Here is a 22,837-nt window from a genome sequence, read left to right as displayed (position 1 = left end):
CCGGGGCCGGACGCTGCGCTCTACGTCCCTGTTCTCATCAATAGCACAGACTCATCAACTAGCGTAAGTCCTCGTGGGTATCACAGCGTTGACGCCATTGCTGACGCAACCACAGGTGATCGTCTCGTACGCGCACGAAACTTGCCAGTGGCGTGGTTTCGCTGTCCAGGTCGAGCCATTGCCGGCGGTAGTCCTGAAAGGCCTGGCTGCCCGCCACATGGGCGTCCAGCAGTCGGTCCATGCCAGCGAACCAGCGTAGCGCCTGCGTCTCGAGGCGCTCAAGTGACGCTAGGGTGTCGCCTTCCTCGGGCAGCGTCGTCGTCTGTGAACATGCCGCATCAGCGCCGGTCCGGTCGTTGTCTGGGCCATGGCGGGAGGCGAGGGCGCGCTCAAGCAGTCGACTGGCTTCCTCGAGGCGTTGGCTTGCCAGCATCAGGGCGCGCATCAGCTCGGCACTCAGTGGACGATCCCGCAGGGTGGCAAGCGCCTGTTCCAGTGGCCCGGACTCTGGCGTCCACTGGCGGTCGAACTGGTGGATGACCGCTTCGTTCAGATAGCCAAGCGCCGCAAGCTGCTCGTCGACCGCCGAGAGTTCGTCGAGAGGCAGGGGGGAGCTTGCCCGCGAGAAGCTGCCGGTCCACTCCTCGGAGGAGACCAGGGCGTTGTAGCTGGCCAGCGGCAGCTGGCGTGTCTTGATGTCGGTCAGGCGAGCCAGACGCTGGCGGTCGCCCTCGGCCAGGGCGTCGGCGGCCTCGGCGTTCCAGCAGGCGCTGAGGCGGCGCCACAGACGCAGCTCGTAGAGCCAGCGCTGGCTGGGGGCGGCGGTCTTGCCAAGCTGGTTGTTGCGCTCGGCGACCAGGTTGGCGATATGGCAGCCGCGCAGGGCAAAGACGTCGAGCATGCCTTCCCTGATCGGCGGGATCTCGAGCGTCAACTGACGGCGTTCGGGGAAGTCGCCGATGTTGGCCACCGGCGCGGGCTCCGGTGGTGGCTGGTCGAGTGCCTCGGCTAGCCGCTGTTGATAGGCCAGCAGATCACGTTCCAGCGCCGAGTCGCCACAGCCCACCAGCAGCGACAGGCAGGAGGCGAGCAGCAGCGGTCGCCACCGGCCAGGACGAAAGCCGTTCATGCTCAGCCGTCCTCCGCGCGCCTGGCAACGCTTCGGGCCTTGCGTCGGAAGCGCTCACCGAGCAGCAGCGCGGCGACGGTCAGCCCCGCGATCAGCCCGATCCAGTAGCCGTGTACCCCCATCGGCTCGATCCAGTCGCCAACCCCGTAGCGTCCCAGCAGGTGGCCGCCGCCGAGGCCGACCAGCCAGTACGCCAGCAGGGTGATGAACATGATCACCCGGGTATCCTTGTAGCCGCGCAGGGCGCCGGCGAGAGCCACCTGCAGGGAATCCGATACCTGATAGAGCATCGCCAGCCCCACCAGCGACAGGGTCAGTGCCTGGACCTCGACGTTATGGGTGTAGAGCCCGACGATGGTCTCCGCCGTCAGCCACAGCAGCAGGCTGTTGAACAGCGCCACCAACAGCGCGATCAGGATGCCGTTCCAGGCCACCAGTCGCGCCAGCCGAGGGTCACCACCGCCGAGGGTGTTTCCGACCCGCACCGTCAAGGCCATACCCAGCGACAGCGGCAGCATGAACAGCACCGAGGTGTAGTTGAGCGCCACCTGGTGGGCGGCCACCACGATCTCGCCGAGGCTTGCGATAAACAGCGCGATCAGGGTGAACAGGGTGACCTCGACAAAGATCGCCACACCGATGGGGACGCCCACGTAGAGCAATTCGGCAATCATCCGGGGATTCGGACGGGTGGGCGAGTGCCACAGCTCGATACTGCCATAGGCGCGGCTCTTCTGGGTGTAGCGGATCATCGCCAGGGTCATCACCCACATGGCGATGGCGGTGGCGATGCCGCAACCATAGGCGCCCAGTGCCGGCAGGTCGGCCAACCAGCCGGGGGTGGCGTCGCCCAGCAGGCGAGTGAAACCGTCACCACCGTAGATCAGCACATAGTTGCTGGGAATATTCACGGCCAGCCCGATCAGGCTGATCCACAGCGCCGGTCGGGTATGATTGACCCCGTCGGAGAACGCTCGCAGTGCCAGAAAGATAGCGACGCCGGGCATTCCGAAAGCCACTGCGCCAACATAGTCACGAGCGCGTTCGGCTACCTCGGAGGGGACCTCCATCCAGGCGAATACCGGCGCCACCGCCAGGCGCAGCAGCAGCGCCGAGATCAGCCCCAGCACCAGGCCCACCCACAGCGCCTGGTGCACGTTGGGACGAATGCCCGCCTGGCGCCCGCCTCCCAGCAGTTGGGCGACGATCGGGGTCAGTCCCATCAGGGTGCCGGTCATGAACAGCATCAAGGGCATCCACAGGCTGGCACCGACGGAGACCGCGGCAAGATCGGTGGCGCTCTGGCGGCCAGTCATCATGATATCGACGACGCTCATGCCGGCCTGGGCCAGCTGGGCGCCACAGATGGGCAATGCCAGACGGATCAAGGGCCAGCTCTCGCGGCGGCTGGTGGCGCCGAGGCCGGTGGGGAAAGGACGCACGTTGGTGGGCTCCATGCAGAGAATACGGGCTTCTTGCCCTGGTGCCTTGAGTCAGCGGGTCGCTGTCGGGACAGACGGCCAAGAGGTGATCGCCGGGCAAGCGCCGACTCGGGGCACGGGGTACCGTGAGAGTGTACCAGCGATGCACCATCTTGGCGCCGCGCGGCCAGTTGCCAGTGCGCCAAGGCGGAGCGCTGTCATCGGTGTCTGGTCAGTCAAACCAGCGATGTCGCCAGAATCGAACGCTTCGAGAGTTTGGCTGTGCGCCAAGCCTTGGTATCCTTGCCGGCTCGCGCCAGTCGGCATCGGCCACTGTTCTCGGCAGGCGCCCTTGGCAAGCGCCCTCGCCAACATCGCTCGGTAGTGGCGTTGGTCAACAACCCGCCGCCGCTTGAGACAAACGCCCGACGTGAAGGAGCCCTCGTGGAGCACCGCCTGGAAGACGTGATCGAACTGTTCGATGGGCTGTTCCTGGGCCCCTGCAATACCCGTCTGGTGCGTGGCGGTGATGAGCCACTGTATCTGCCCGCCGACGATCAGGTGCCCTGGCATCGGGTGATCTTCGCACGGGGCTTTTTTGCCAGCGTTCTGCACGAGGTCAGTCACTGGTGTATCGCCGGGCCGCGTCGGCGACTGCTGGAAGACTACGGCTACTGGTACGAGCCTGACGGTCGCAGCGAGATGCAGCAGCAGGCCTTCGAGAAGGTCGAGGTGGCGCCCCAGGCGCTGGAGCGCATCTTCAGCGAGGCGGCCGGGCTGACCTTTCACGTCAGCGTCGACAACCTCGGCGAGGTGGAGGTCGATCGCGAAGGCTTCGCCCGACGGGTAGCAGTGCGTGCCCGCCGCTACCGTGACGAAGGACTGCCGCGCCGTGCGGCAGCCTTCGAAGCCGCGCTGCGCGGCTTCTATCGGCAAGGGCTGGCGTTGAGCGAGGCGATCGAGCTCGGACGAGAGCAGCTCGAGCCTGCCATCGCCTGATGGTGTCGGTCACTCGATGACGTCAAGATCATCGGGTAGCAGCACCCTGCCATCATAGTCGGCGCGAACCTCGTCAAGCACGCTCTCCCGCGGGGCCGAGTAGTGCAGAACATGAGTCAGCACCAGGGTGCCGGGACGCGCTTCCCGGGCCAACTCTGCCAGTTCATCGCTCAGCGTGTGGGCGTATTGATGGTAGGCCTGCCACTGCGGTGATAGTTGTTCCCACCCCTGACGGCTGATCACCTCGTGGATCAGTACGTCTGCGCCGCTTGCCTGGCGACGCACTTCCTCGGAAAGCGACGTGTCACCCGAGATCACCAGGGTCAGGTCATCGGTGACGACCTTGTAGCCGTAGGCCTGCTCCCAGTCTCCATGAGTTACCCCGAAGGCGTGGATGCTGATGCCGGGTGACTCGTGGACCAGCCCCTCCTTCTCGATTTCGGTCACCAGGGCCCTGGCCGCCGCTGGATTGGTGACAGGGCTCTTGTCGGCCAGGCGCGTATTGGTGTCCTCGGCCAGCATGGTGTAGACCCCTTGGCTCATGGCCTCGGTACCCACCGGGCCGACCACCGAGATGGGCTGTTCGCGGCGCCACCAGTAGGTGCCGAGCAGTTCCGGGTAATCCAGTACATGGTCGCTGTGGAGGTGGGTCAGAAACAGCCGCTCGATGTTCACCGGGGCGAGCGCTTCGATGCCCATTCGCTCCTGGGCCTGGCTGGCGCGCTCGACGACACCGGGGCCAACATCGAAGAGATAGGCCTCGCCATCATGGATGACCGCGACCCCCGAACCGGCCCGCTCCCCGTCGGGTACCGGGGTGCCGGTGCCCAGCATCACGATACTGGTGTCGGCCTGGGCGGCGGTGGACAGGGTTGCGCTGAAAAGGGCTGCGCTGGCCAGGGCCAGGAAGGTGGCGATGGCGCGGGGGGTAGGTCGGGGGCCGGCAAGACGACGGGGCTGGGCAAAAGACGTGGCAATGGTCGTCGTAATGCTCGTGGCAATGTTCGTAGTAATGGGCATGGGCTCACTCTCTCGAAGCTTGCTGTTCGTATAGCGCACTTAAGTTCGATTTGTTGGGAAGAACAAGCCTGGCTCGAGAGGAGGGAGGAGACCAGTCGACCAAGGTATACCGCGACCACCACACCGGGGTGACGCCAGCCGCTGCTTAGCTTCGCGCCCGCACGGGCGGTACTGCTTCGTGACCAAGCGATAGTTCGCGAGAACGCCTGAAGCCCTGGTAACAGGGTATGGAGCTATGAGTGGGCTGGTGGGAGGGCTGGCGGGAAGACTGTCGGGAGGGCTGTCGGGAGGGCTGACGGTCCGAGTCGCACCGTCAGCGGTTGCATTTCGTTTGCGGACTCAGTCGCTGTCGCTGAGTCGCTTGTGCAGATGCAACATTACCTCTACCTCCTGCTCCGGACGCATGGGCTCTAGGCCCAGTTCGGCGAACAGCTCGTTGCGGACGCGCGCCCACTCGCCAGGATCCAGGTCGGGATAGAGGGATTCTGCCGGGGCCAGCTCGACGAAGGGGTCGAGACCGTAGGTGTCGAACAGCCGAGAGATGGCCGCCTCGTCGTCGAATACGCCGGCAGTCAGCAGGGTGGCATTGAAGTGATCGGTTTCCAGTTCACGGATCACGTCCAGCGGACTCACGCCGATGCTGGCCAGTTCCTCGCGGCTGTAGTCGCCGAGGGACACCGTCTCGGCATCGAGCCAGTCCTCGTCGGGCTGGATCAGGGTGTGCTTGATGCGGCCATCGTCGAGGCTCCAGGCGATGGCCAGGGGCAGATCGCCGTCGCCGCCGGTCTCCACGGCGATAAAGGCAGGCATGTCGCCCATGTCAGGACTCCTTGATATCGAAGAAGGCGCGGGCCGTCGCGGTGCTGCTGGCGGCAAGCTCAGCTTCGCTTTCGCCGCGCCAGTGGGCGATCTCTCGCACGATCCAGGGCAGCAGCGCCGGCTCGTGGCGGCGGCCCTTGAGCTTGGCCGGCAGATTACGCGGCAACAGGTAGGGACAGTCGGTCTCCACCATCAGTCGATTGGCGGCGATGTCGCCCACCAGATCACGTAGATGATGGCCCCTGCGCTCGTCGCAGATCCAGCCGGTCAGGCCGATGTGCAGGTCAAGATCCAGGTAGCCGTGGAGCGTCTCGCGATCCGCGGTGAAGCAATGAATCACCGCCCGTGAAATATCATCTCGCCAGGCGCCGAGGATGTCACGCATTCGGGCACCGGCGTCGCGCTCGTGCAGGAACAATGGCAGCCCCGACTCGGCAGCCAGGGCGAGTTGCGCCTCGAAGGCGCGTTCCTGTTCGGCCGGGGTCGAGAAGTTGCGATTGAAGTCGAGGCCACATTCTCCCACCGCGACCACTTGGGGCTTTTGGTGTAGCTCGGCCATGGCGGCTTCGAGCTCCGGACCCCATTCGCTGGCCTGGTGCGGGTGGATGCCGGCGGTGGCGTAAAGGCCTTCGTGGGCCTGGCACAGGGCCACCGCCTGTTCGGCATGCTCACGATCGGTACCGGTGAGAATCAGCGTCTCGACGCCGGCCGCGCGGGCACGGGCGAGGGTGGCATCGATATCGTGGGTAAAGCTCTCGTGGGTCAGGTTGGCGCCGATGTCGACCAGAGGGGCAGGCGAGTGAAAGCGCAGCGGCTCCGGCAGCGGGTTCGGCAGCGTCTCGTCTGGGGCAGGCTTGTCTGGGACGGACAACGCGGTCTCCTTGGGGCGGCTATTTCGATGGAGGCGCATTGTACCTGTGTGTCGGCGGCACAACCACGTGGTGCGGTGCTCGAGGTGGCCATGTCGCTGATCGCGTAGTCTCTGATTTTGACTCTCAGGTGGGATCGGTCATGCCAGCAGGAGGGGGGCATGAGGTACACTGTCGCGATGATCAAGCGAAGAGGTGAAGCGTGACCCTGCTACGATTGGAGCAGTTGCAACTGGCCTATGGCCACCATGTGTTGCTCGACGGTGCCGACCTGGTGCTCGAGCGGGGAGAGCGGCTGGCGCTGGTGGGCCGCAATGGCACCGGCAAGTCCACGCTGCTGAGACTGGTGGCGGGCGAGAATCAGGCCGACAGCGGCACCATCTGGCGCGCCCCAGGGCTCAAGATCGGGGTGCTCGAGCAGGACCTGCCCGAGGCCAGCGGCGAGACCATCTTTGATGTGGTGGCCCAGGGCCTGCCCGAGGCCGGCGATCTGCTGTCCGAGTATCACCATCTGGTGCAGTCCGAGGAACCGGACATGAACCGCATGGCCACGCTGCAGACGCGGCTGGAGGCCATCGACGGCTGGTCGTTCCACCAGCGGATCGATGTGGTGCTGACCCGCCTGGGGCTGCCCGAAGACGCCGAGATGTCCTCGCTGTCGGGCGGCTGGCGCCGGCGGGTGGCGCTGGCTCGGGCGCTGGTCGCCGAACCTGATCTGCTGCTGCTCGATGAGCCGACCAACCACCTGGACCTGGATACCATCGCCTGGCTCGAGGAACAGCTTGCCGCCTTTGCCGGAGCGGTGCTGTTCATCACCCACGACCGCGCCTTTCTGTCGCGTCTGGCCACCGGCATCCTCGAGCTGGATCGTGGCAAGCTCGGGCGCTATCCCGGTGACTACGCCACCTACCAGGCCCAGAAGCAGCACGAGCTCGAGGTCGAGGCCCGGGAGAACGCCGAGTTCGACAAGAAACTGGCCCAGGAAGAAGCCTGGATTCGTCAGGGGATCAAGGCCCGACGTACGCGCAACGAAGGACGGGTGAGGGCGCTCGAGCAGTTGCGCCGCGAACGCAGCCAGCGGCGCGAGCGCCAGGGCAATGCTTCGCTGACGGTAGATACCGGCGAACGCAGCGGCAAGCGGGTGGTGGAGCTGTCTCACGTCACCCAGCACTTCGAGGACGCGACGGTCATCCGTGACCTGAATATCGAGATTCAGCGTGGGGATCGTATCGGTCTGATCGGGCGCAATGGCGCCGGCAAGACCACCCTGTTGAAGATCCTGCTGGGCGAACTCGAGCCGAGCGAAGGCACGGTGCGGCTGGGGACCAAGCTTCAGGTCGCCTACTTCGACCAGCTCCGGGCCGGGCTCGAGCCTGAGCGCACCGTCTACGACAACGTGGCCCAGGGCAGTGATCGGGTCACGGTGGGTGGCAAGGACCGCCACGTGATGAGCTACCTGCAGGACTTTCTGTTCTCGCCGGAGCGTGCGCGTCAGCCGGTCAAGGCACTGTCCGGGGGCGAGTCCAACCGCCTGCTGCTGGCCAAGCTGTTCACCCAGCCGGCCAACGTGCTGGTGCTCGATGAGCCGACCAATGACCTGGACGTCGAGACCCTGGAGCTGCTCGAGGAATTGTTGCTCAACTTCGACGGCACCCTGTTGCTGGTATCACACGACCGCGCCTTCATGGACAACGTGGTGACCAGCGTGCTGGCCTTCGAAGGCAGGGGGCAGGTACGCGAGTACGTCGGTGGCTACAGCGACTGGGTCCGCCAGGGCGGCAAGTTGCCGCCGGCGCCCTGGGAGGGGGCGGCGCGCCAGCGGGTGGAGCCGACCGCGGATGACGCGGCACCGGCGCCGGCATCCAGCAAGACGGATACGGCGGACACGGCCGCAGCGCCAGCCAAGGCCAAGCCGGTCAAGCTATCCTACAAGCTGCAGCGGGAGCTCGATGGCCTTCCGGCGGAGATCGAGCGGCTGGAGTCTGAGGTGGCCGAGCTCGAGGCGGAGGCGGGCAAGCCCGACTTCTACCAGCAGCCATCCGGTGTGGTCACCGAGCGTCTGGCGTTGCTGCAGGAGACTCAGGAACGCCTCGACGCGGTCATGGAGCGCTGGATGGAACTCGAGGCCATGGCCGCCGGCGAGTAGACACGGACGCGCTCTGGCCCGTCGGCGGGGCACCGAGGAGTCGCTCGATAGGCGCCTCGCGAAAGGAGCCTTGCGAAAAAAGCTCGCCCGTCCACCGCTTGGGTGGACGGGCGAGGGCAAGCTCCCGGGAATGAACGGGGCAGTGGGCGCGATGCGGTTGCCGCGAGGTGCGATCCGGTCAACCGCTGGGGTTACTCTTCGCTTTCCTTGCCGACGCGCACGGCTAGTACGTCGCACTGAGCACCATGGAGCACGCCGGTGGAGGTGGAGCCGAGCAGCAGGGCGAAGCCATGACGGCCGTGGGAGCCGACCACAATCAGGTCGACGTCGTGCTCATCGGCGAAGCGATGGATCTCGGTATCGGGCATGCCGACGACCACGTGCTGGTCGTCGCGCGCCACGTGGGCATCGGCGATCTCGGCCAGGCGCTGCTTGGCATGGTCGTCCAACTGGTCCTGGATGCTGGTCAGGTCCATGGGGATGTCGCCCCCGTAGGCAAAGCCGAGGGGCTCCAGCGTATGCATGATCGACAGCTTCGCGTGGTTGCGATCGGCGATCTGCAGCGCGCGTTCGAGGATCTTGTGGGAGTCCTTGGTGAGGTCCACGGCCACCAGCACATGACGATATTCATTGCTCACGGGACTACGCCTCCAGCGGCGGTCGGTTGAGAAAAGGTCTGTGCTTCCACTCTAGGCCGCCAGTCCCGTCAAAACAATGCTGATGATCAACGATTTTTCTGAGGAAACCGTATGTTGTGGCTGCTGATCCTGGGGGTGGTAGGAATGGTCTTTGCCCCGGCCATGTGGCTGCGCCCCACCGCCCGAGAGCGTCGTCAGGGGTCGCTGCGCCAGGTGGCGATCGAGGCGGGGGCCAGCGTCAAGCTGGAGACGCCACCGCTGCACGGCGAGACCGACAAGATGGCGGCCTATCGCTGGGTCTATCCGAGCCAGCGGCCTGGCCCACGTTTTGTGCTGGTACGCACAGAACGTGCCAGCGAGGCGCTCAAGTCGTTCGACTACGACAATAGCTGGCGCTGGCGGATTCAGCCGCTGGAGCCGTTGCCATCGGTGATCAATGCGCGACTGTCGCGTCTGCTGACCCAGTTGCCCGAGGACGCCTGCGTGGTCGAATCCAGCGACAAGGCCTTGACGCTGTGGTGGGAAGAGTCGCTGGAGGCCGACGCCTTCGGCAGCCTGGCGGCGCCTGCGACGGCGCTACGCGACGCCCTGCAGGGACGTCCGGATCGTCCCGCCGCCAATTTGCCGAACTCGCCGCCCTGATATTGGCGGCTCTAACTTGGACGATGGCGATCGACCACCCAGGATCGAACAGGGCTGCGGCATGCTGGGTATCCGGCCCAGGTGTCAGGGCGGGCCGTGAAGGCGATCTCGGCGAGGCTCTTGTTGGACTCGTCGGGCTCAGGTGTCAGCGCTGGCAATCGTCCGGCGTCAGCAAGGCCTGACCGTTGGCCTCGATACGGCTGAGCATGTCGCTGAGTCTTTCCTGTTCCTGCTCGTCCAGCCCCTTGAGCATCTCTTCCCTGGCCTGTTGCACGATGGCATCGATCTTCTCGAGCAGAGGCGTCGCCTGCTTGGTCAGGTGCACGCGTTTGGTGCGGCGATCCTGGTCACAGGGACAGCGCTCGACCAGGCCCTGCTCGCAAAGCTGATCCAGCGTCCTGACCAGCGACGGCGCCTCGACGCCGATGGCCCGCGCCAGGTCGCACTGGGGCTGCCCGTCCGGCATGCGCCACAGATGATAGAGCGTCACCCACCGCGTCTGGGTCAGTCCCAGCGGAGCGAGGCGCTGATCGAGCACCGCACGCCAGATGCGTGGTGCCCGAGACAGTTGAAATCCGATGTTCTCGTTCATAGTGATCAAGATCGCAAGGCTGCAAATGATTTGATTGTCCGAACGCAGCGGCGGTAATGCAAGCCAACTCCCTCCTTTGCGCCGAATACGCACCTTAGATTCACTCTTCGGGGGTACAGCCGCTCATCGGCTGTCGCCTGCTTCCGCCTCACGGTTGGCGGCTTTTGTATCATCGTTTCCTTGCGCCACTTCATCGTCGTCTGCGTCTGGCGCTTGATCGCCGTTTCCCTTGTGACCGCCTTCATGATCAGCCGGCGGATCGCCTCCGGTGCCGCTCTCCCTCGTCTCGCCGCTTTGTCCCGTGTCATCTTTCGGCTCACCCTCCGCATCCTCTTCAGCAGGGGCTGGCTCCTCGTGATTCGGCGGCTCTTGCTGGCGTGCCTTGTCGGATGCCATGTCCGGTGTCTCCTGCTGTCCCTCGGGGCGGGCGGTCAACCAGCGTAGCCTGAGGCCGGGAATGCCCGCCTGGGTATCGATGCTGGCGTCGGCGGTGGTCGCCGCCCCAGGGTCTTCGGCAACCTCGAAGCGCAGTACGCCGATACGTTGGCCGCCGGCGGTCATCACATCGATGCGCCAGCTGCCGCTGCTGGCCTCGGGGAAGTTCTGCTTGCGGGTCCAGGCGCGATAGCCCTCGGCGCGTCCGCCGTAGATATTCAGCGCGATGCGGTCGACGAGTTCTCCCTCGTGGCGCCACTCGTGTACCACCTCTTCCTTCAAGCCGCGTGGCGCATGGATTGCGGTGTAGGCATAGAGCCCTCGGGACGACAGCGCCTCCGGTGTCAGCGCCATGGAGCCCTGCGGCGTGCGTGCGGCCTCGTCGAAGGCCGGCGACAGGGCGCTGCCGGACAACCACAGGGTCGCCGGCGGCACCCACACCCGGCCCAGCCAGGCGACCCCGGCCAATAACGGCAGCAGCGCGAACATCGCCAGCCAGCGGGCGGGACTCATGGGGCGCAGCAGATGCAACAGACTCGGCAGGCTGAATACCACCATGGCCACGGCGGCCGCCAGCATGCTCTGACCGGTACTCAGGTGCAGTACCAGCGGCAGGGTCACCAGCACCACCAGGAACACGCACTGGGCGTGGAACACGAAGTAGAGCCAGCGCTTGCGTTCGGCCAGTCGGTAGTAGAGCGGATCAACGATGGACAGCACCGCCATGCCAAGCATGAACAGGGTGAACAGCGCCTGACCGCTGCTCCACACCGTGGTGGCGACCAGAAAGGGCAGGGCGAAGAACAGCGTCTCCTGGTGGATCATCTGGGCGATGAAGGTGGTGACGCCACGGGGCAGGGCAGGATAGCCGCGCCTCACCATCAGGCGTCCGATCAGACTCTCCGACAGCAGCAGGGTCCAGGCCAGCAACATGCCCCCGGCCAGCAACACGCCGAGCCACTGCTGGCGCTCGACCAGAAAGAAGCTGGCGACACCGGCAGCGAAGGCCAGCGGTGGCCACAGCCAGTGCCAGGGCCGCAGACGCGCTACCCAGGTCTCGATGAATCGCTGCGTCGCGTTGAGGGTGGTGCGCTGAGGGGGCGAGGAGGGCATGGCGTGGTCCGCGGCGGCTGGGAGGGGCATGCTATCAGTATGCTTAAACGCTGGTGAAGCGCCGCTGCATGCTTCAACGCCTCGCAAGCCCTCTAAGGTATTGGTAGGGGTTGACGGAAGTGAATCTTTGCACCAAGCTGGCGAAATCAAACGGGCGTATGAATGTCGCCTGGCCCATCGATTGTCGGGCCCTTTCCGGATGACACGGCATGACTTCAGTGGAGATGCGTGGATGATCTATCAAGGCAATGCCATTTCGGTGGCTCGCAATGGCGACGATATCGCCACTCTGACCTTCGACTTGAAGGATGAATCGGTCAACAAGCTCTCTGGCGCGGTGATCAAGGAGCTGGGCGAAGCGCTGGACGCGGTACGCGGCGAGAGCGGCGTCAAGGGCCTGATGCTGAAAAGTGCCAAGGACGCCTTCATCGTCGGTGCCGACATCACCGAGTTTCACGCCATGTTCGGCAAGGACGAGGCGGAGATCCAGGGTATGCTCGAGCAGGTCCACGGCATCTTCAATGGCCTCGAGGACCTGCCCTTCCCGACGGTCAGCGCGATCAACGGTCTGGCCCTCGGTGGCGGCTGTGAGGTGGTGCTGTCCACCGACTTCCGCGTGATGACGCCTGACGCCAAGATCGGCCTGCCCGAGACCAAGCTCGGAATCGTCCCCGGCTGGGGCGGCTGCGTGCGTCTGCCCAGGGTGATCGGCGCCGACAACGCCATCGAGTGGATCGCCGGCGGCACCGAGAACCGTGCCGAGGCCTGCCTCAAGGTCGGCGCCGTGGATGCGGTGGTGCCCGCCGATGACCTCGAGGCAGCGGCGCTCGACATGCTGGCGCGAGCCAACGCCGGCGAACTCGACTTCAAGGCCCGGCGCGAGGAAAAGAACAGCGCGCTGAACCTCAATCCGGTCGAGCAGATGATGGTGTTCGAGACCTCCAAGGGATATGTCGCCGGCAAGGCCGGGCCGCACTATCCGGCGCCGGTGGAAGCCATCAAGGTGATCCAGAAGGGCGCCGGTGAAGGTCGTGCGCGGGCCCAGGCAATCGAAGCCAAGGCCTTCTGCAATATGGCCAAGACCGACGTCTGCTACAACCTGGTCGGGCTGTTCCTCAACGACCAGGTGGTCAAGAAGAAGGGCGGCAAGTACGCCAGCAAGGCGCAACCGGTGCGCCAGGCGGCGGTGCTCGGTGCCGGCATCATGGGCGGCGGAATCGCCTACCAGAGCGCCTCCAAGGGCACCCCGATCCTGATGAAGGATATCAAGGAAGACGCCATCGAGCTGGGCCTCAAGGAGGCGCGCAAGCTGTTCGGCAAGCAGGCCTCCCGCGGCAAGCTGTCCGTCGAAGGCGTGGCCGAGAAGCTCGCCAACATTCGTCCGACGCTGTCCTACGGTGATTTCGACAATGTCGACCTGGTGGTCGAGGCGGTGGTCGAGAACCCCAAGGTCAAGGGTGCGGTGCTCAGCGAGGTCGAGCAGCAGGTAGGCGATAACACCATCCTGGCGTCCAACACCTCGACCATCTCGATCACCCGGCTGGCCGAGAACCTGAAGCGTCCCGAGAACTTCTGCGGCATGCACTTCTTCAACCCGGTGCACCGCATGCCGCTGGTCGAGGTCATCCGTGGCGAGAAGACCAGCGACGCTGCCGTGGCCGCCACCGTGGCCTACGCCAAGGCCATGGGCAAGACGCCGATCGTGGTCAACGACTGCCCGGGCTTCCTGGTCAATCGCGTGCTGTTCCCCTATTTCGGCGGTTTCAGCCTGCTGGTCGAGAAGGGTGCCGACTACCAGCGCGTCGACAAGGTGATGGAGAAGTTCGGCTGGCCGATGGGCCCGGCCTATCTGCTCGACGTGGTCGGCATGGATACCGCGGTGCACGCCAATGCGGTGATGGCCGAAGGCTTCCCCGACCGCATGGCGCGTGACGCCAAGACCGCCATTCAGGTGATGTTCGACAACGATCGCCTGGGGCAGAAGAACGCCAAGGGCTTCTACGCCTACGAAGAGGATCGCAAGGGCAAGCCCAGGAAGGTCAGCGACGAGGCCGCCATCGAGCTGGTCAAGCAGGTGGTCAGCGAGAACCACGAGTTCTCCGACGAAGAGATCATCGCTCGGATGATGGTGCCGCTGTGCATGGAGACCGTGCGCTGTCTCGAAGATGACATCGTCGGCACCCCGGCCGAGGCCGACATGGCGCTGATCTACGGCATCGGCTTCCCTCCCTTCCGAGGTGGTGCACTGCGCTATATCGATGCCATGGGCGTGGCCGAATTCGTCGCCCTGGCCGACAGCCTGGCCGAGGAGCTCGGGCCGCTTTATGCGCCCACCGATGGCCTGCGTGAGATGGCCAACAGTGGCAAGACCTTCTACGCCGACGCCAAGTGACCCCACCAGACAGGAGAAGACAGATGAGCTTGAACCCGAGAGATGTGGTGGTGGTCGATGGTGCCCGTACCGCCATGGCCAAGGCCAAGAACGGTGGCTTCCGCCACGTGCGTGCCGAGAACCTGTCGGCGGCGGTGATGAATGCGCTGCTCGAGCGCAACGCCGCCGTTGATCCCGGCGAGGTGGATGACGTCATCTGGGGCTGCGTCAACCAGACCCTGGAGCAGGGCTTCAACGTCGCACGCAACGCCCAGATCATGACCGCCATGCCGCGCAGCGTGCCGGCCCAGACGGTCAACCGCCTGTGTGGCTCGTCGATGAGCGCACTGCACATCGCCACCGCCAACATCAAGGCCGGCATGGGTGACGTCTACCTGGTCGGTGGCGTCGAGCATATGGAGCACATCCCGCTGACCCACGGCATCGACGTCAACCCCAGCGCCAGCAAGCACGCCGCCAAGGCAGCGATGATGATGGGCATGACCGCCGAATTGCTGGGCAAGCTGCACAGCATCTCCCGCGAGCAGCAGGACAGCTTCGGCGTACGCTCCCATCAGCGTGCCTACGAGGCCCAGCAGAGCGGCGCCTTTGACCGCGAGATCATCGGTGTGGAAGGCCATGACGCCGACGGCCGCCGGATTCTGGTCAAGCGTGACGAGGTGATTCGTCCCGAGGCCAGCCTGGACAGCATGGCGGGCCTCAAGCCGGTGTTCGATCCGCGTGGCGGTACCGTCACCGCCGGCACCTCCTCGGCACTGTCGGTGGGCGCAAGTGGCATGCTGGTGATGAGCTACGAACGCGCCCAGGCCCTTGGTCTTTCGCCGATTGCTCGGGTGCTTTCCACCGGAGTGTCCGGCTGCGACGCCTCGATCATGGGCTATGGCCCGGTACCGGCGTCCCAGAAGGCGCTCAAGGCGGCGGGACTGAGCATCGATGACATCGACACGGTGGAGCTCAACGAAGCCTTTGCCGCCCAGGCGTTGCCGGTACTCAAGGACCTGGGGCTGCTCGACGTGATGGACGAGAAGGTCAACCTGCACGGCGGCGCCATCGCCCTGGGTCACCCGCTGGGCTGCTCCGGCACCCGTATCAGCAACAGCCTGCTGAACGTGATGCGGCGCCAGGACACCCGCCTGGGTCTCGCCACCATGTGTATCGGCATGGGGCAGGGCGTGGCGACCGTGTTCGAACGCCTCGACTGAACTCTTGCCGCCTTCGGGCGGAGCAGAGCGGAAAACGCCGGCACTGTCTGACAGTGCCGGCGTTGTTGCGAGAGTGCAGTGTACACGCGCAAGTCATTCAACCGCTGGATGCTGCCGTGGCCATCATCTGATCGTGGCAGAGGCGCACCATGGCGCCTCCTCGTCCCAGTGGCACGATCTGACCGACGTTGTCCGGCGGGTTCTGCTGGTCCGATGGTTCGACCACTTCCTCGAGTTCCACCCTGTAGCGATGTCCGGCGAGGTGGGTCAACACGAACCGATGGCCCTCGGGCATCTCGGCGGAGGCCGGGAGGAGCCGGCGTACACGATCCAAGACCTCCTCTGACAATACCTCATCCTGCTTTTTGACCAACATCCAGCCAAGCTGCGTCACGATCCCCGCGACGGTAGCGATAGGGCCCGGGTAGAGCTGCCAGAACTGGGTGAAGGTGGGGCCGCGGGCGATCGATACGCTGACGTACTCGGGGCCGAAAATGATGATCAGAACGGCGATGATCAAGACAATCAGCGACACCGCAATGACCAGATAGCCAAAGACAGTATCACCGGTGTAGGAGGGACCTTCGAATTCGATCGGTAGGTCCTCCAGCGTCTGCTGTGCATCCATGCGCATCTCCTGTGGCTCCGTAGGCCGGAGCCGTTGTACTTCCCTGTAGACCCCGACCTCGCCGTGATTTACGGCATCCCTTGAACGGACGAGTATCGAGTGAGTGACGCACAGTCCGGGCGACATCAGGCATCTTGCCAAAGGCCCATCTGTACGTTGGTGAGAGTGTCTCTACAGGGATCGTGGCCTGGCAATGCCGAGGCTTTATGCGACCAAGCTAATACGCTATTGGCGATGTGATGGTGCATAGTTGTGAGGTCTTGGCGACATTTCCGTTCGCTGCGGCAAGCAAGGGGACGGCGAGTCGATCGCGACGTCAGGTCTATTCGAACGTCTCCTCCGGCAGAGCATAGCGCCAAGGCGCTGACCAGACGGCGGCTCGGTAGCGGGGCTTCTCGATTCTGGATGGTGCTGGACGGTGCCTTTGTCGGCGCCGCTTGCGGCGATGGGTAGTGCCTGCTTGCGCCTTACACGATCCCCGCATCAAGCCCCGCCGCCAGGGTCATGGCGAGTTCTTCTACCTGACCGATGAAGTCGTCCTGCCATTCACCCCGCAGCACCAGTGGCGCCTGGACCCATTTCCAGCGTAGACCGGTGACGATGCTTTCCACCGCCCGCTGCGTGCCGGTGCCGTCGTGACCCGCGCGGATGTACAGCACGCAGGGCAGCCCCTGGGTGTGTTCCAGCACGGGGTAATAGCTACGATCGAAGAAATCCTTGAGGGCACCGCTCATGTAGCCGAGGTTCTCGGTGGTGCCAAGCAGGATGGCGTCCGCTTTCCTGACATCCTCGGGGCCAGCATCGAGCGGCGCCAGTACCTGGACGTCCACGCCGTCGATGTCCGGATGGCGGGCGCCACGCTCGGCCGCTTCCCTTAGTGCCAGGGTGTTGGGCGAGGGTGCATGGGCGACGATCAGCAGACGTTTCATGCAGGGCTCCGGCAAGGTTGGTGCGAGGATGGTGGCTAGAGCGGCGAGCGACGGTTCAGTGCGTCGATCTTCCGGCTGCCCCCTTGAAGCCATGGGGGATCATCATCATGTCAAAGACATGCGGGTTTGACAGCCCGGGGCGACTCGTCAAGGCTGGACATGGCTGCCGCGGTGAAATATCGCCTAGCGGTGGCATGAACATCACGCAGACGCCCTTTGCAGATTGTGAACCATTTCGATCCAGGGAGGATATCACCATGCCCTTTGCGCTTTCTTCGCTAAGAGTGACCAGCACCGCCTTCGACAATGATGGCGCCATCCCCGCACGGCACTCCCAGGAGGCAGAAGACCTGTCTCCGGCGCTGGCCTGGGACGGCCTGCCCGAGGGTACCAAGTCGGTGGCGGTCATCTGTCACGACCCCGACGCGCCGCTGGTCCAGAAGGGATGCTACGGCTTTGTTCACTGGGTGCTCTACAACCTGCCGGCGTCTCTCTCCTCGCTGGAGGAGGCCACCGAGGAAGGCACCCGAGGAGTCAACGACGCCGGCAACCTCGGTTTCAATGGTCCGATGCCGCCGGAAGGGCATGGCGTGCACCGCTACTACTTCTGGGTACTGGCGCTGGACACCGAGACGAACCTGCCGGAGGGCCTCGGCATGAATGAACTGCTGTCCGAGGTCGAGCCGCACCTGCTCGGCATGAATCGGCTGGTGGGGAGCTATCAGCGCGACGCCTGAGGCGCTTCGGCCACCATCAGAACATGACGTACTGAAGCCCGTTTTTAACGGGCTTCTCGTTCAAGGATGACGCCCATGTACGAATGGATTTCTGCCCACAAGGACGTATTGCAGACGCTGGCCAGCGTCGGCTCCTTCATGATCTGGCTGATCTACGCGCAGCTTCTGTACTTTGGCTTTCGCCGCCAGCGTCGACCCCGGCTGATCATCAATCGCGGCAAGCGAAAGAATCTGGATGCGCTGTGTGTGATCAGCAACATGAGCGCCGAGCCCATCTACTTGCAACATATCATGATGACGCTGGAGACCTCGGAAGGTGACTGGACGCTGGATGTCAGTGACCACGAGGCGGATCTTGATGATGATGAAGATCAGCAGGAAGCTGGCCACAACGCCAGTCATTGTACCCACCAGGGTCCGCTGGACAGCGGTGGCTTCGTTCATATCGGTTCGTTCAATGCCTTGAAGGAACGTATTACCACCATCGCCGACATCGACGAGTCGCGGGATGGGCTGGTATTCAAGGCCGTCTGTGTACGGGTGATCGGCACGTACTGTTCGGAGAACCTGCCGATCGGTGCCGAGCGGCGTTTCGTGTTTCACCAGAGCGAGGATTCCTGCACCCTGGTGCCCGAAACCTGGGACACTCTGCAGTTCAGTACACGCCGTCAGCGGCGGGCCCTGAAGGCCGATATCAAGCGCATTCACGAGCGCCAGGCCCAAGGCGAGGGCGAAAAGGCGGAAAAGGAAGATAAGGAGGAATAGGGAGCAATAGGAAGACAGCGCCTGACAAGGCTCTCCTTCCATTGGACGACTGGCAATCCGGCGGGGGGCAGAGTACCGTCTTCGCTTTTCCCACCTGCGAGAGTGTCATGAGCGACCTGCCCCCCTGTCCCGCCTGTGAGTCCCCATACGGCTACGAGGATGGCCATTCCCTGGTCTGTCCCGAGTGCGGCCACGAATGGTCGTTGAACGCCGAGCCCGATGAGAGCGGTGACGAGGTGCGTGACGCCCACGGCAATGTGCTGAGCGACGGCGACAGCGTCACCGTGATCAAGGATCTGAAGGTCAAGGGCTCTTCCTCGGTGGTCAAGGTCGGCACCAAGGTGAAGAACATCCGCCTGGTCGATGGTGACCACGACATCGACTGCAAGATCGATGGCATCGGTGCCATGAAGCTCAAGTCGATGTACGTCAAGAAGGCCTGAATGCGGCCCTTGAGGCGTCATGCAAGGGCAAACGCCAGCGCTTGGAAAGCGCTGGCGTTTTTTTATGCTCGACTTGCGTTGGTTGCCCTGACGCGACCTGTGCTCAGGTGAGGCTGGCGCCCACGAACAATGTCACGGTGGTGACTCCCAGGGTCATCAGGATATAAGGCAGCGCCCACTTGACGAAGCGCTCGTAGGGTATCTTGGCAAGCGCCAGTCCGGCGACCAGATGGGCGGCGGTGGGAGCGAACATGTTGATCCAGCCGCTGGCGGACTGGAAGGCGGTGACCACCAGTTCGCGATCCACGCCCGAGAAGTCGGCCAGTGGCGCCATCAGCGGCATGGACACCGTGGCCAGCCCCGAAGTCGATGGGATGAAGAAGCTCAGCACGATGTGGACCACGTAGGCCACCACCACGAACAGTCCCGAGGACAGGCCGGCTACCGCGCCTTCGGCCCAATTGAGGATGGTGTCGATGATCACGCCGTTGTCCATCACCACATAGATGCCGCGTGCCACGGCCACCACCAGGGCCACGCCGATCAGGTCCTTGGCACCATCGAGGAAGGTCTCGATGAAGTCGGATTCGGACTGTCGATTGATCAGGGCGATCAGGATGGCAGCGCTCAGGAACAGGGTGGAGAGTTCATCGAACCACCACCACAGGGTCGGAAAAGCCGTGATGCCCATGTCTTCCCAGGGCACGACGCCGTAGACCATGATCCCGAAGGTCATGAAAAACACCGTCATGGTCAGCTTGTGGCGCAGGGTAAACGCCTGGGTCGAGGCGGCATCCTTGGCCTGAGGGGCGGCCGCCAGATGCAGGTCCGCCAGCACCGAGCGCTGCGGGTCGCGCTTGATCCGCGCGGCGTAGCGCATCACGAACCAGATAGCCAGCGACACCAGGATCACGAACTGCACCAGCCGGAGGGTGATACCGGCGCCGATCGGCAGGCCGGCGAAGCCCGAGGCGATGCCGGTGGCGAAGGGGTTGACGGTGGAGGCCAGCACACCGGTGCCGGAGCCGAGCAGGATGATGCCTGCGGCCACCATGCGGTCGTAGCCGGCGGCGGTGATCACCGGCAGGATGATGGCCCAGAAGGCGACCGTTTCCTCGGCCATGCCGTAGGTGGACCCACCGAGGGCAAACAGCACCATCAGTACGGGAATCAGGTACTGCTCGCGCCCGCCAAAGCGCTCGACCACCGCGCCGATCCCGGCATCTAGGGCGCCCGAGCGCATCGTCACCGCCAGGAAGCCGCCGATGACCAGCACGAACAGGGCAACGTCCACGGCCTTGTGGAATCCCTGGATCGGTGCCACCAGCACATCCAAAGGCCCCTGGGGGGAGCTTTCCAGCACCTGGTAGGTGCCGGGAATCGGCAACAGGCGGCCGTCACCCTGATAGTCGAGCACGTCGCTGGCAGCAATGACCTGATCGCTGCCTTCCACATGGTAGTCGTACTTGCCGGCGGGCATGACCCAGGTCAGCACCGCCACCAGCGCGGTGATCACAAAGAGCAGGGTATAGACCGTGGGCATGCGCAGGCCGGAGCGCCGTTTGGAGGAGGTCGCTTGCGTTTCCATCTCGGTTTCCTCGTTTCAGAAGGTCATGGTGTAGGCTCTTTTGTTGTCGGTGTGATCAGGGACAGACGGCCCTTGTGTGACCGCCTGTCTTCGAGTCTACGGGCCTCGACAGTCTGTCGGGACTTGGGTCGGCACAATGCTTGATCCGCTGCAAGGACGGCGACGATGCGGCGAGATGAGAGGTAAATTTGCTGGCCTGGCTCAAGAAACGAGACGACCCCAATGTTTCACCGCACGCGGTCTCGCTCCACGACGAGACACGCGCAGGGTTGTCGTGTGCAGGGCAATAGGAAGTGGCGCTGGGGTCGGCTGACAGGGCGGTTGAAAGGGCGGCTGGAAGGACGGCCGGGAGGCCGACTGAGCGAGTGGCCGACCCTGCCGTAAATGAGGGCCTTGGGTCGGGTGATATGGCCAGGGGCCCGGTGTGGCGGCCCCTGGCGAGTTCACCCATAGCCCAGAGATCAGCCTTCGAAGTTCCAGGTCAGGCGGGCGTTGATGCGACCCTCGCGGCTATCGGTCTCGAGGTCACGATCGCCGATGGGCTCGGCGTACTCCAGGGTGAGGCCGTACAGACGTCCTTTGCCCAGACTGACGCCGGCCGCCGCCGAGGCCAGGTGGCTATCCGCGTCGCGCTCCTGAAACTCGGTGCGGGCACCATCCAGCACCAGGTAGGGCTCGACGCGCGAAAGCCAGGCGCTATTCACAGGCTGCAGATAGCGTAGTTCCAGCGCCCCGGCGAAACCGTAGTCGCCCTCAGCTTGGCCGGCGTCATAGCCGCGACCGAAGCGTTGGCCACCGTAGTTGCCGCGCTCGGGTTCCGGCAGCGCATCGTCGGAGTAGAAACCATTGGCGCTGGCGGTAAGGCGCCAGTGATCGCCATACAGGCGTCTGTACTGGGCGTCCAGCTGCCAGCGGGTGAAGTGTAGATCTCCGTTGTCGGCAAGCGGTGTACCGTTGAGCCGGCGCTGCTGCTCGTTGGCCCCCAGATCCATGCCCTGGCGCAGGGCCAGCGAGGCCAGCCAGAACTGACGTCCACGCTGGGTGCGATAGTTCAGGTCCAGATCGGCGGCCGAATACTCGGATTCCTCGACCAGTTGGTTGAGAGTCTGTTCCTCGAAGCTGAGTGATGTGGTCTTGGTCTCGTCGTGGTGACGCAAGGCGCCGCCCAGGGTCAGGCTCGAGGAACGTGACAGCAGCAAGGGGTAGGACAGCCCCAGGCGATAGCGTCTGCGGTCGGTATCCTGATCCTGGCGCAGATCGAAGCGCTGTCCGTCGAGCAGGTAGATCAGATTCTCCTCGTCCTCACCGTCATAGCTGTCGGCGGAGGCGGTCAGGGTCAGGCCGTCGTTGCCGATATCGGTACGATAGTCCAACGCGTAGAGCTCGTTGTCGTTGTCGATGGGCCACAGCCAGGAGAAGCCCAGGCTGTCGCCCCAGGTAGTCAGGCTCTGGGTCGAGACCCTGTTGATGAAGACGGCGTCCTGCTCATCGCCGCCGCTGAGGTTGCCCGAATAGTCAAAATGATCGATACGACGTTCTTCGACACGCAGGGTAGTGGCGCCGCTGGGGGTGCGCGGCACCGGTGCCTTCAAGGTCAGGCTGGCACCGGGAATTCGCTCGATCAGCCCGCTGACACGCTCAAAGGTGCTGCGCGTCAGAGGGCGTTCTTCCAGCAATGGCTGGACCAGTTTCTCCACCCGGCCCGCCACGGGGTCATCGTCCACCACGATCTCGGTACGGGCGATATGCCCCTCCACCAGTACGATGCGCACGTTGCCGTCACGAAAGTTGTTGGTTGGCAGGTAGGCGAAGGACAGCGGATAGCCGCCATCCTGGTAGGCGTCGGTGATCGCCTGGACTTCGGCCTCGATGGCCTCTCGGCTCACACTCTGCCCGATCATGGCCTGAAGTCCCTGACTCAGTTCGGCCAGATCCAGCACGCTGTCGCCGATGAAGCGCACGTGACGCACGGTGACGCGGGCAGGGATGCCGGCGCTGGCGTCGCTGGGCAGGTCAACCTCGGTTTCCACGCTGCGCTGTTGTGGCGCCAGCCGGCGATTTTCGATGATGTCGTCGACGGTCTCCAGCGTCTGCTGGGCCTGGAGGGGGGACACGGCCAGCAGGCTGCCGGCGGCCATCACTAGTGGAAGGGGACTGTATCGCGAACGTGGCGGGGTAGGCGGCTTGGTGTAGGGCGTTGGTTGCGGCGTAGTGCTTGGCATAGGCTTCCTTGTCGATCCCTGGTAGAGGCCCCTCAAGGGGGCTCGAATATTGTTATGAACAGCGTCTGGACTGGTGTTGGGTTTGACCTCAAGAAAAGGCCCGATACC

General features: G+C 64.3%; 20 protein-coding genes. 8 read left to right on the top strand and 12 right to left on the bottom strand.

All coding sequences use genetic code 11. The features are described from left to right. Positions 1–58: 58 nt before the first annotated feature. Both NFG58_RS14805 and NFG58_RS14800 read right to left on the bottom strand, forming a co-directional pair. Positions 59–1,129 carry a DUF3080 family protein gene (locus tag NFG58_RS14805; protein ID WP_286984868.1) on the bottom strand — a complete coding sequence of 357 codons (1,071 nt, stop codon included), beginning with the start codon at positions 1,127–1,129 and terminating at the stop codon, positions 59–61. A gap of 2 nt (positions 1,130–1,131) precedes the next feature. Beyond that, a complete protein-coding gene (locus tag NFG58_RS14800; RefSeq protein WP_315900882.1) occupies positions 1,132–2,571 on the bottom strand; it encodes an MATE family efflux transporter in 1,440 nt (479 codons plus the stop codon). 423 nt (positions 2,572–2,994) lie between these two features. On the opposite strand from NFG58_RS14800, the gene NFG58_RS14795 reads away from it, so the two are divergent. After that, the gene (locus NFG58_RS14795; protein ID WP_348826851.1) at positions 2,995–3,549 is read left to right on the top strand and encodes an elongation factor P hydroxylase; all 555 of its coding nucleotides are present in this window, start codon (positions 2,995–2,997) and stop codon (positions 3,547–3,549) included. A gap of 9 nt (positions 3,550–3,558) precedes the next feature. Here the strand turns inward: NFG58_RS14795 and NFG58_RS14790 are convergent, their stop codons facing one another. From NFG58_RS14790 to NFG58_RS14780, 3 genes are all read right to left on the bottom strand, one after another. Beyond that, entirely contained in the window at positions 3,559–4,569 is a 1,011-nt protein-coding gene (locus NFG58_RS14790) for an MBL fold metallo-hydrolase (RefSeq protein WP_348826850.1), read from the bottom strand. 339 nt (positions 4,570–4,908) lie between these two features. Continuing rightward, positions 4,909–5,388: a hypothetical protein gene (locus NFG58_RS14785; RefSeq protein ID WP_348826849.1), complete on the bottom strand. Its 480-nt coding sequence runs from the start codon at positions 5,386–5,388 to the stop codon at positions 4,909–4,911. Between the two features lies 1 nt (position 5,389). Next, positions 5,390–6,259: a TatD family hydrolase gene (locus tag NFG58_RS14780; RefSeq protein WP_231498675.1), complete on the bottom strand. Its 870-nt coding sequence runs from the start codon at positions 6,257–6,259 to the stop codon at positions 5,390–5,392. Positions 6,260–6,459: 200 nt separating this feature from the next. On the opposite strand from NFG58_RS14780, the gene NFG58_RS14775 reads away from it, so the two are divergent. After that, positions 6,460–8,403 (top strand): ATP-binding cassette domain-containing protein, encoded by a 1,944-nt coding sequence (locus NFG58_RS14775; RefSeq protein ID WP_348826848.1) that lies wholly within the window; start codon positions 6,460–6,462, stop codon positions 8,401–8,403. A gap of 191 nt (positions 8,404–8,594) precedes the next feature. On the opposite strand, the gene NFG58_RS14770 is transcribed toward NFG58_RS14775, so the two are convergent. Next, positions 8,595–9,041 carry a universal stress protein gene (locus NFG58_RS14770; RefSeq protein WP_045992968.1) on the bottom strand — a complete coding sequence of 149 codons (447 nt, stop codon included), beginning with the start codon at positions 9,039–9,041 and terminating at the stop codon, positions 8,595–8,597. 111 nt (positions 9,042–9,152) lie between these two features. Between NFG58_RS14770 and NFG58_RS14765 the strand changes: the two genes are divergently transcribed. Next, complete coding sequence (locus NFG58_RS14765; RefSeq protein WP_348826847.1) at positions 9,153–9,683, top strand: preprotein translocase subunit YajC; 531 nt, start codon at positions 9,153–9,155, stop codon at positions 9,681–9,683. 145 nt (positions 9,684–9,828) lie between these two features. Here the strand turns inward: NFG58_RS14765 and slyA are convergent, their stop codons facing one another. After that, entirely contained in the window at positions 9,829–10,275 is a 447-nt protein-coding gene (gene slyA / locus NFG58_RS14760; protein WP_045992966.1) for a transcriptional regulator SlyA, read from the bottom strand. A gap of 123 nt (positions 10,276–10,398) precedes the next feature. Continuing rightward, complete coding sequence (locus NFG58_RS14755) at positions 10,399–11,823, bottom strand: DUF5924 family protein (protein WP_348826846.1); 1,425 nt, start codon at positions 11,821–11,823, stop codon at positions 10,399–10,401. A 232-nt stretch (positions 11,824–12,055) separates the two neighbouring features. On the opposite strand from NFG58_RS14755, the gene fadB reads away from it, so the two are divergent. Next, the gene (gene fadB, locus NFG58_RS14750) at positions 12,056–14,215 is read left to right on the top strand and encodes a fatty acid oxidation complex subunit alpha FadB (RefSeq protein WP_348826845.1); all 2,160 of its coding nucleotides are present in this window, start codon (positions 12,056–12,058) and stop codon (positions 14,213–14,215) included. A gap of 23 nt (positions 14,216–14,238) precedes the next feature. Further along, on the top strand, positions 14,239–15,417 hold the full coding sequence (fadA, locus tag NFG58_RS14745) for an acetyl-CoA C-acyltransferase FadA (protein ID WP_045992964.1): 1,179 nt from the start codon (positions 14,239–14,241) through the stop codon (positions 15,415–15,417). A gap of 97 nt (positions 15,418–15,514) precedes the next feature. On the opposite strand, the gene NFG58_RS14740 is transcribed toward fadA, so the two are convergent. Then, entirely contained in the window at positions 15,515–16,045 is a 531-nt protein-coding gene (locus NFG58_RS14740; protein ID WP_108133213.1) for a hypothetical protein, read from the bottom strand. Positions 16,046–16,512: 467 nt separating this feature from the next. Further along, entirely contained in the window at positions 16,513–16,974 is a 462-nt protein-coding gene (locus NFG58_RS14735) for a flavodoxin family protein (RefSeq protein WP_348826844.1), read from the bottom strand. A 257-nt stretch (positions 16,975–17,231) separates the two neighbouring features. On the opposite strand from NFG58_RS14735, the gene NFG58_RS14730 reads away from it, so the two are divergent. The 3 genes from NFG58_RS14730 (at position 17,232) to NFG58_RS14720 (ending at position 18,919) form a co-directional block, all read left to right on the top strand. Further along, positions 17,232–17,711 carry a YbhB/YbcL family Raf kinase inhibitor-like protein gene (locus NFG58_RS14730; protein ID WP_348826843.1) on the top strand — a complete coding sequence of 160 codons (480 nt, stop codon included), beginning with the start codon at positions 17,232–17,234 and terminating at the stop codon, positions 17,709–17,711. A gap of 75 nt (positions 17,712–17,786) precedes the next feature. Beyond that, a complete protein-coding gene (locus tag NFG58_RS14725) occupies positions 17,787–18,476 on the top strand; it encodes a hypothetical protein (protein WP_108449038.1) in 690 nt (229 codons plus the stop codon). Positions 18,477–18,583: 107 nt separating this feature from the next. Then, the gene (locus tag NFG58_RS14720) at positions 18,584–18,919 is read left to right on the top strand and encodes a zinc ribbon domain-containing protein YjdM (protein ID WP_348814591.1); all 336 of its coding nucleotides are present in this window, start codon (positions 18,584–18,586) and stop codon (positions 18,917–18,919) included. 103 nt (positions 18,920–19,022) lie between these two features. Here the strand turns inward: NFG58_RS14720 and NFG58_RS14715 are convergent, their stop codons facing one another. Together NFG58_RS14715 and NFG58_RS14710 are read right to left on the bottom strand one after the other, a co-directional pair. Then, the gene (locus tag NFG58_RS14715) at positions 19,023–20,507 is read right to left on the bottom strand and encodes a YfcC family protein (RefSeq protein WP_222568565.1); all 1,485 of its coding nucleotides are present in this window, start codon (positions 20,505–20,507) and stop codon (positions 19,023–19,025) included. Between the two features lie 461 nt (positions 20,508–20,968). Then, entirely contained in the window at positions 20,969–22,729 is a 1,761-nt protein-coding gene (locus tag NFG58_RS14710; RefSeq protein WP_124804185.1) for a POTRA domain-containing protein, read from the bottom strand. Positions 22,730–22,837 lie beyond the last annotated feature (108 nt).

Source organism: Halomonas sp. RT37 (assembly GCF_040070525.1).
Taxonomy (GTDB): Bacteria; Pseudomonadota; Gammaproteobacteria; order Pseudomonadales; family Halomonadaceae; genus Halomonas; species Halomonas litopenaei.
This window is presented reverse-complemented; position numbering and strand designations above follow the sequence as displayed.

What these genes read in the sequence shown, in the direction of transcription:
- NFG58_RS14805 (WP_286984868.1), bottom strand. Translation starts at nt 1,129, where the DNA reads ATGAACGGCTTTCGTCCTGGCCGGTGGCGACCGCTGCTGCTCGCCTCC.
- NFG58_RS14790 (WP_348826850.1), bottom strand. Translation starts at nt 4,569, where the DNA reads ATGCCCATTACTACGAACATTGCCACGAGCATTACGACGACCATTGCC.
- NFG58_RS14785 (WP_348826849.1), bottom strand. Translation starts at nt 5,388, where the DNA reads ATGGGCGACATGCCTGCCTTTATCGCCGTGGAGACCGGCGGCGACGGC.
- NFG58_RS14765 (WP_348826847.1), top strand. Translation starts at nt 9,153, where the DNA reads ATGTTGTGGCTGCTGATCCTGGGGGTGGTAGGAATGGTCTTTGCCCCG.
- slyA (WP_045992966.1), bottom strand. Translation starts at nt 10,275, where the DNA reads ATGAACGAGAACATCGGATTTCAACTGTCTCGGGCACCACGCATCTGG.
- NFG58_RS14755 (WP_348826846.1), bottom strand. Translation starts at nt 11,823, where the DNA reads ATGCCCTCCTCGCCCCCTCAGCGCACCACCCTCAACGCGACGCAGCGA.
- fadB (WP_348826845.1), top strand. Translation starts at nt 12,056, where the DNA reads ATGATCTATCAAGGCAATGCCATTTCGGTGGCTCGCAATGGCGACGAT.
- fadA (WP_045992964.1), top strand. Translation starts at nt 14,239, where the DNA reads ATGAGCTTGAACCCGAGAGATGTGGTGGTGGTCGATGGTGCCCGTACC.
- NFG58_RS14740 (WP_108133213.1), bottom strand. Translation starts at nt 16,045, where the DNA reads ATGGATGCACAGCAGACGCTGGAGGACCTACCGATCGAATTCGAAGGT.
- NFG58_RS14735 (WP_348826844.1), bottom strand. Translation starts at nt 16,974, where the DNA reads ATGAAACGTCTGCTGATCGTCGCCCATGCACCCTCGCCCAACACCCTG.
- NFG58_RS14730 (WP_348826843.1), top strand. Translation starts at nt 17,232, where the DNA reads ATGCCCTTTGCGCTTTCTTCGCTAAGAGTGACCAGCACCGCCTTCGAC.
- NFG58_RS14725 (WP_108449038.1), top strand. Translation starts at nt 17,787, where the DNA reads ATGTACGAATGGATTTCTGCCCACAAGGACGTATTGCAGACGCTGGCC.
- NFG58_RS14720 (WP_348814591.1), top strand. Translation starts at nt 18,584, where the DNA reads ATGAGCGACCTGCCCCCCTGTCCCGCCTGTGAGTCCCCATACGGCTAC.
- NFG58_RS14715 (WP_222568565.1), bottom strand. Translation starts at nt 20,507, where the DNA reads ATGGAAACGCAAGCGACCTCCTCCAAACGGCGCTCCGGCCTGCGCATG.
- NFG58_RS14710 (WP_124804185.1), bottom strand. Translation starts at nt 22,729, where the DNA reads ATGCCAAGCACTACGCCGCAACCAACGCCCTACACCAAGCCGCCTACC.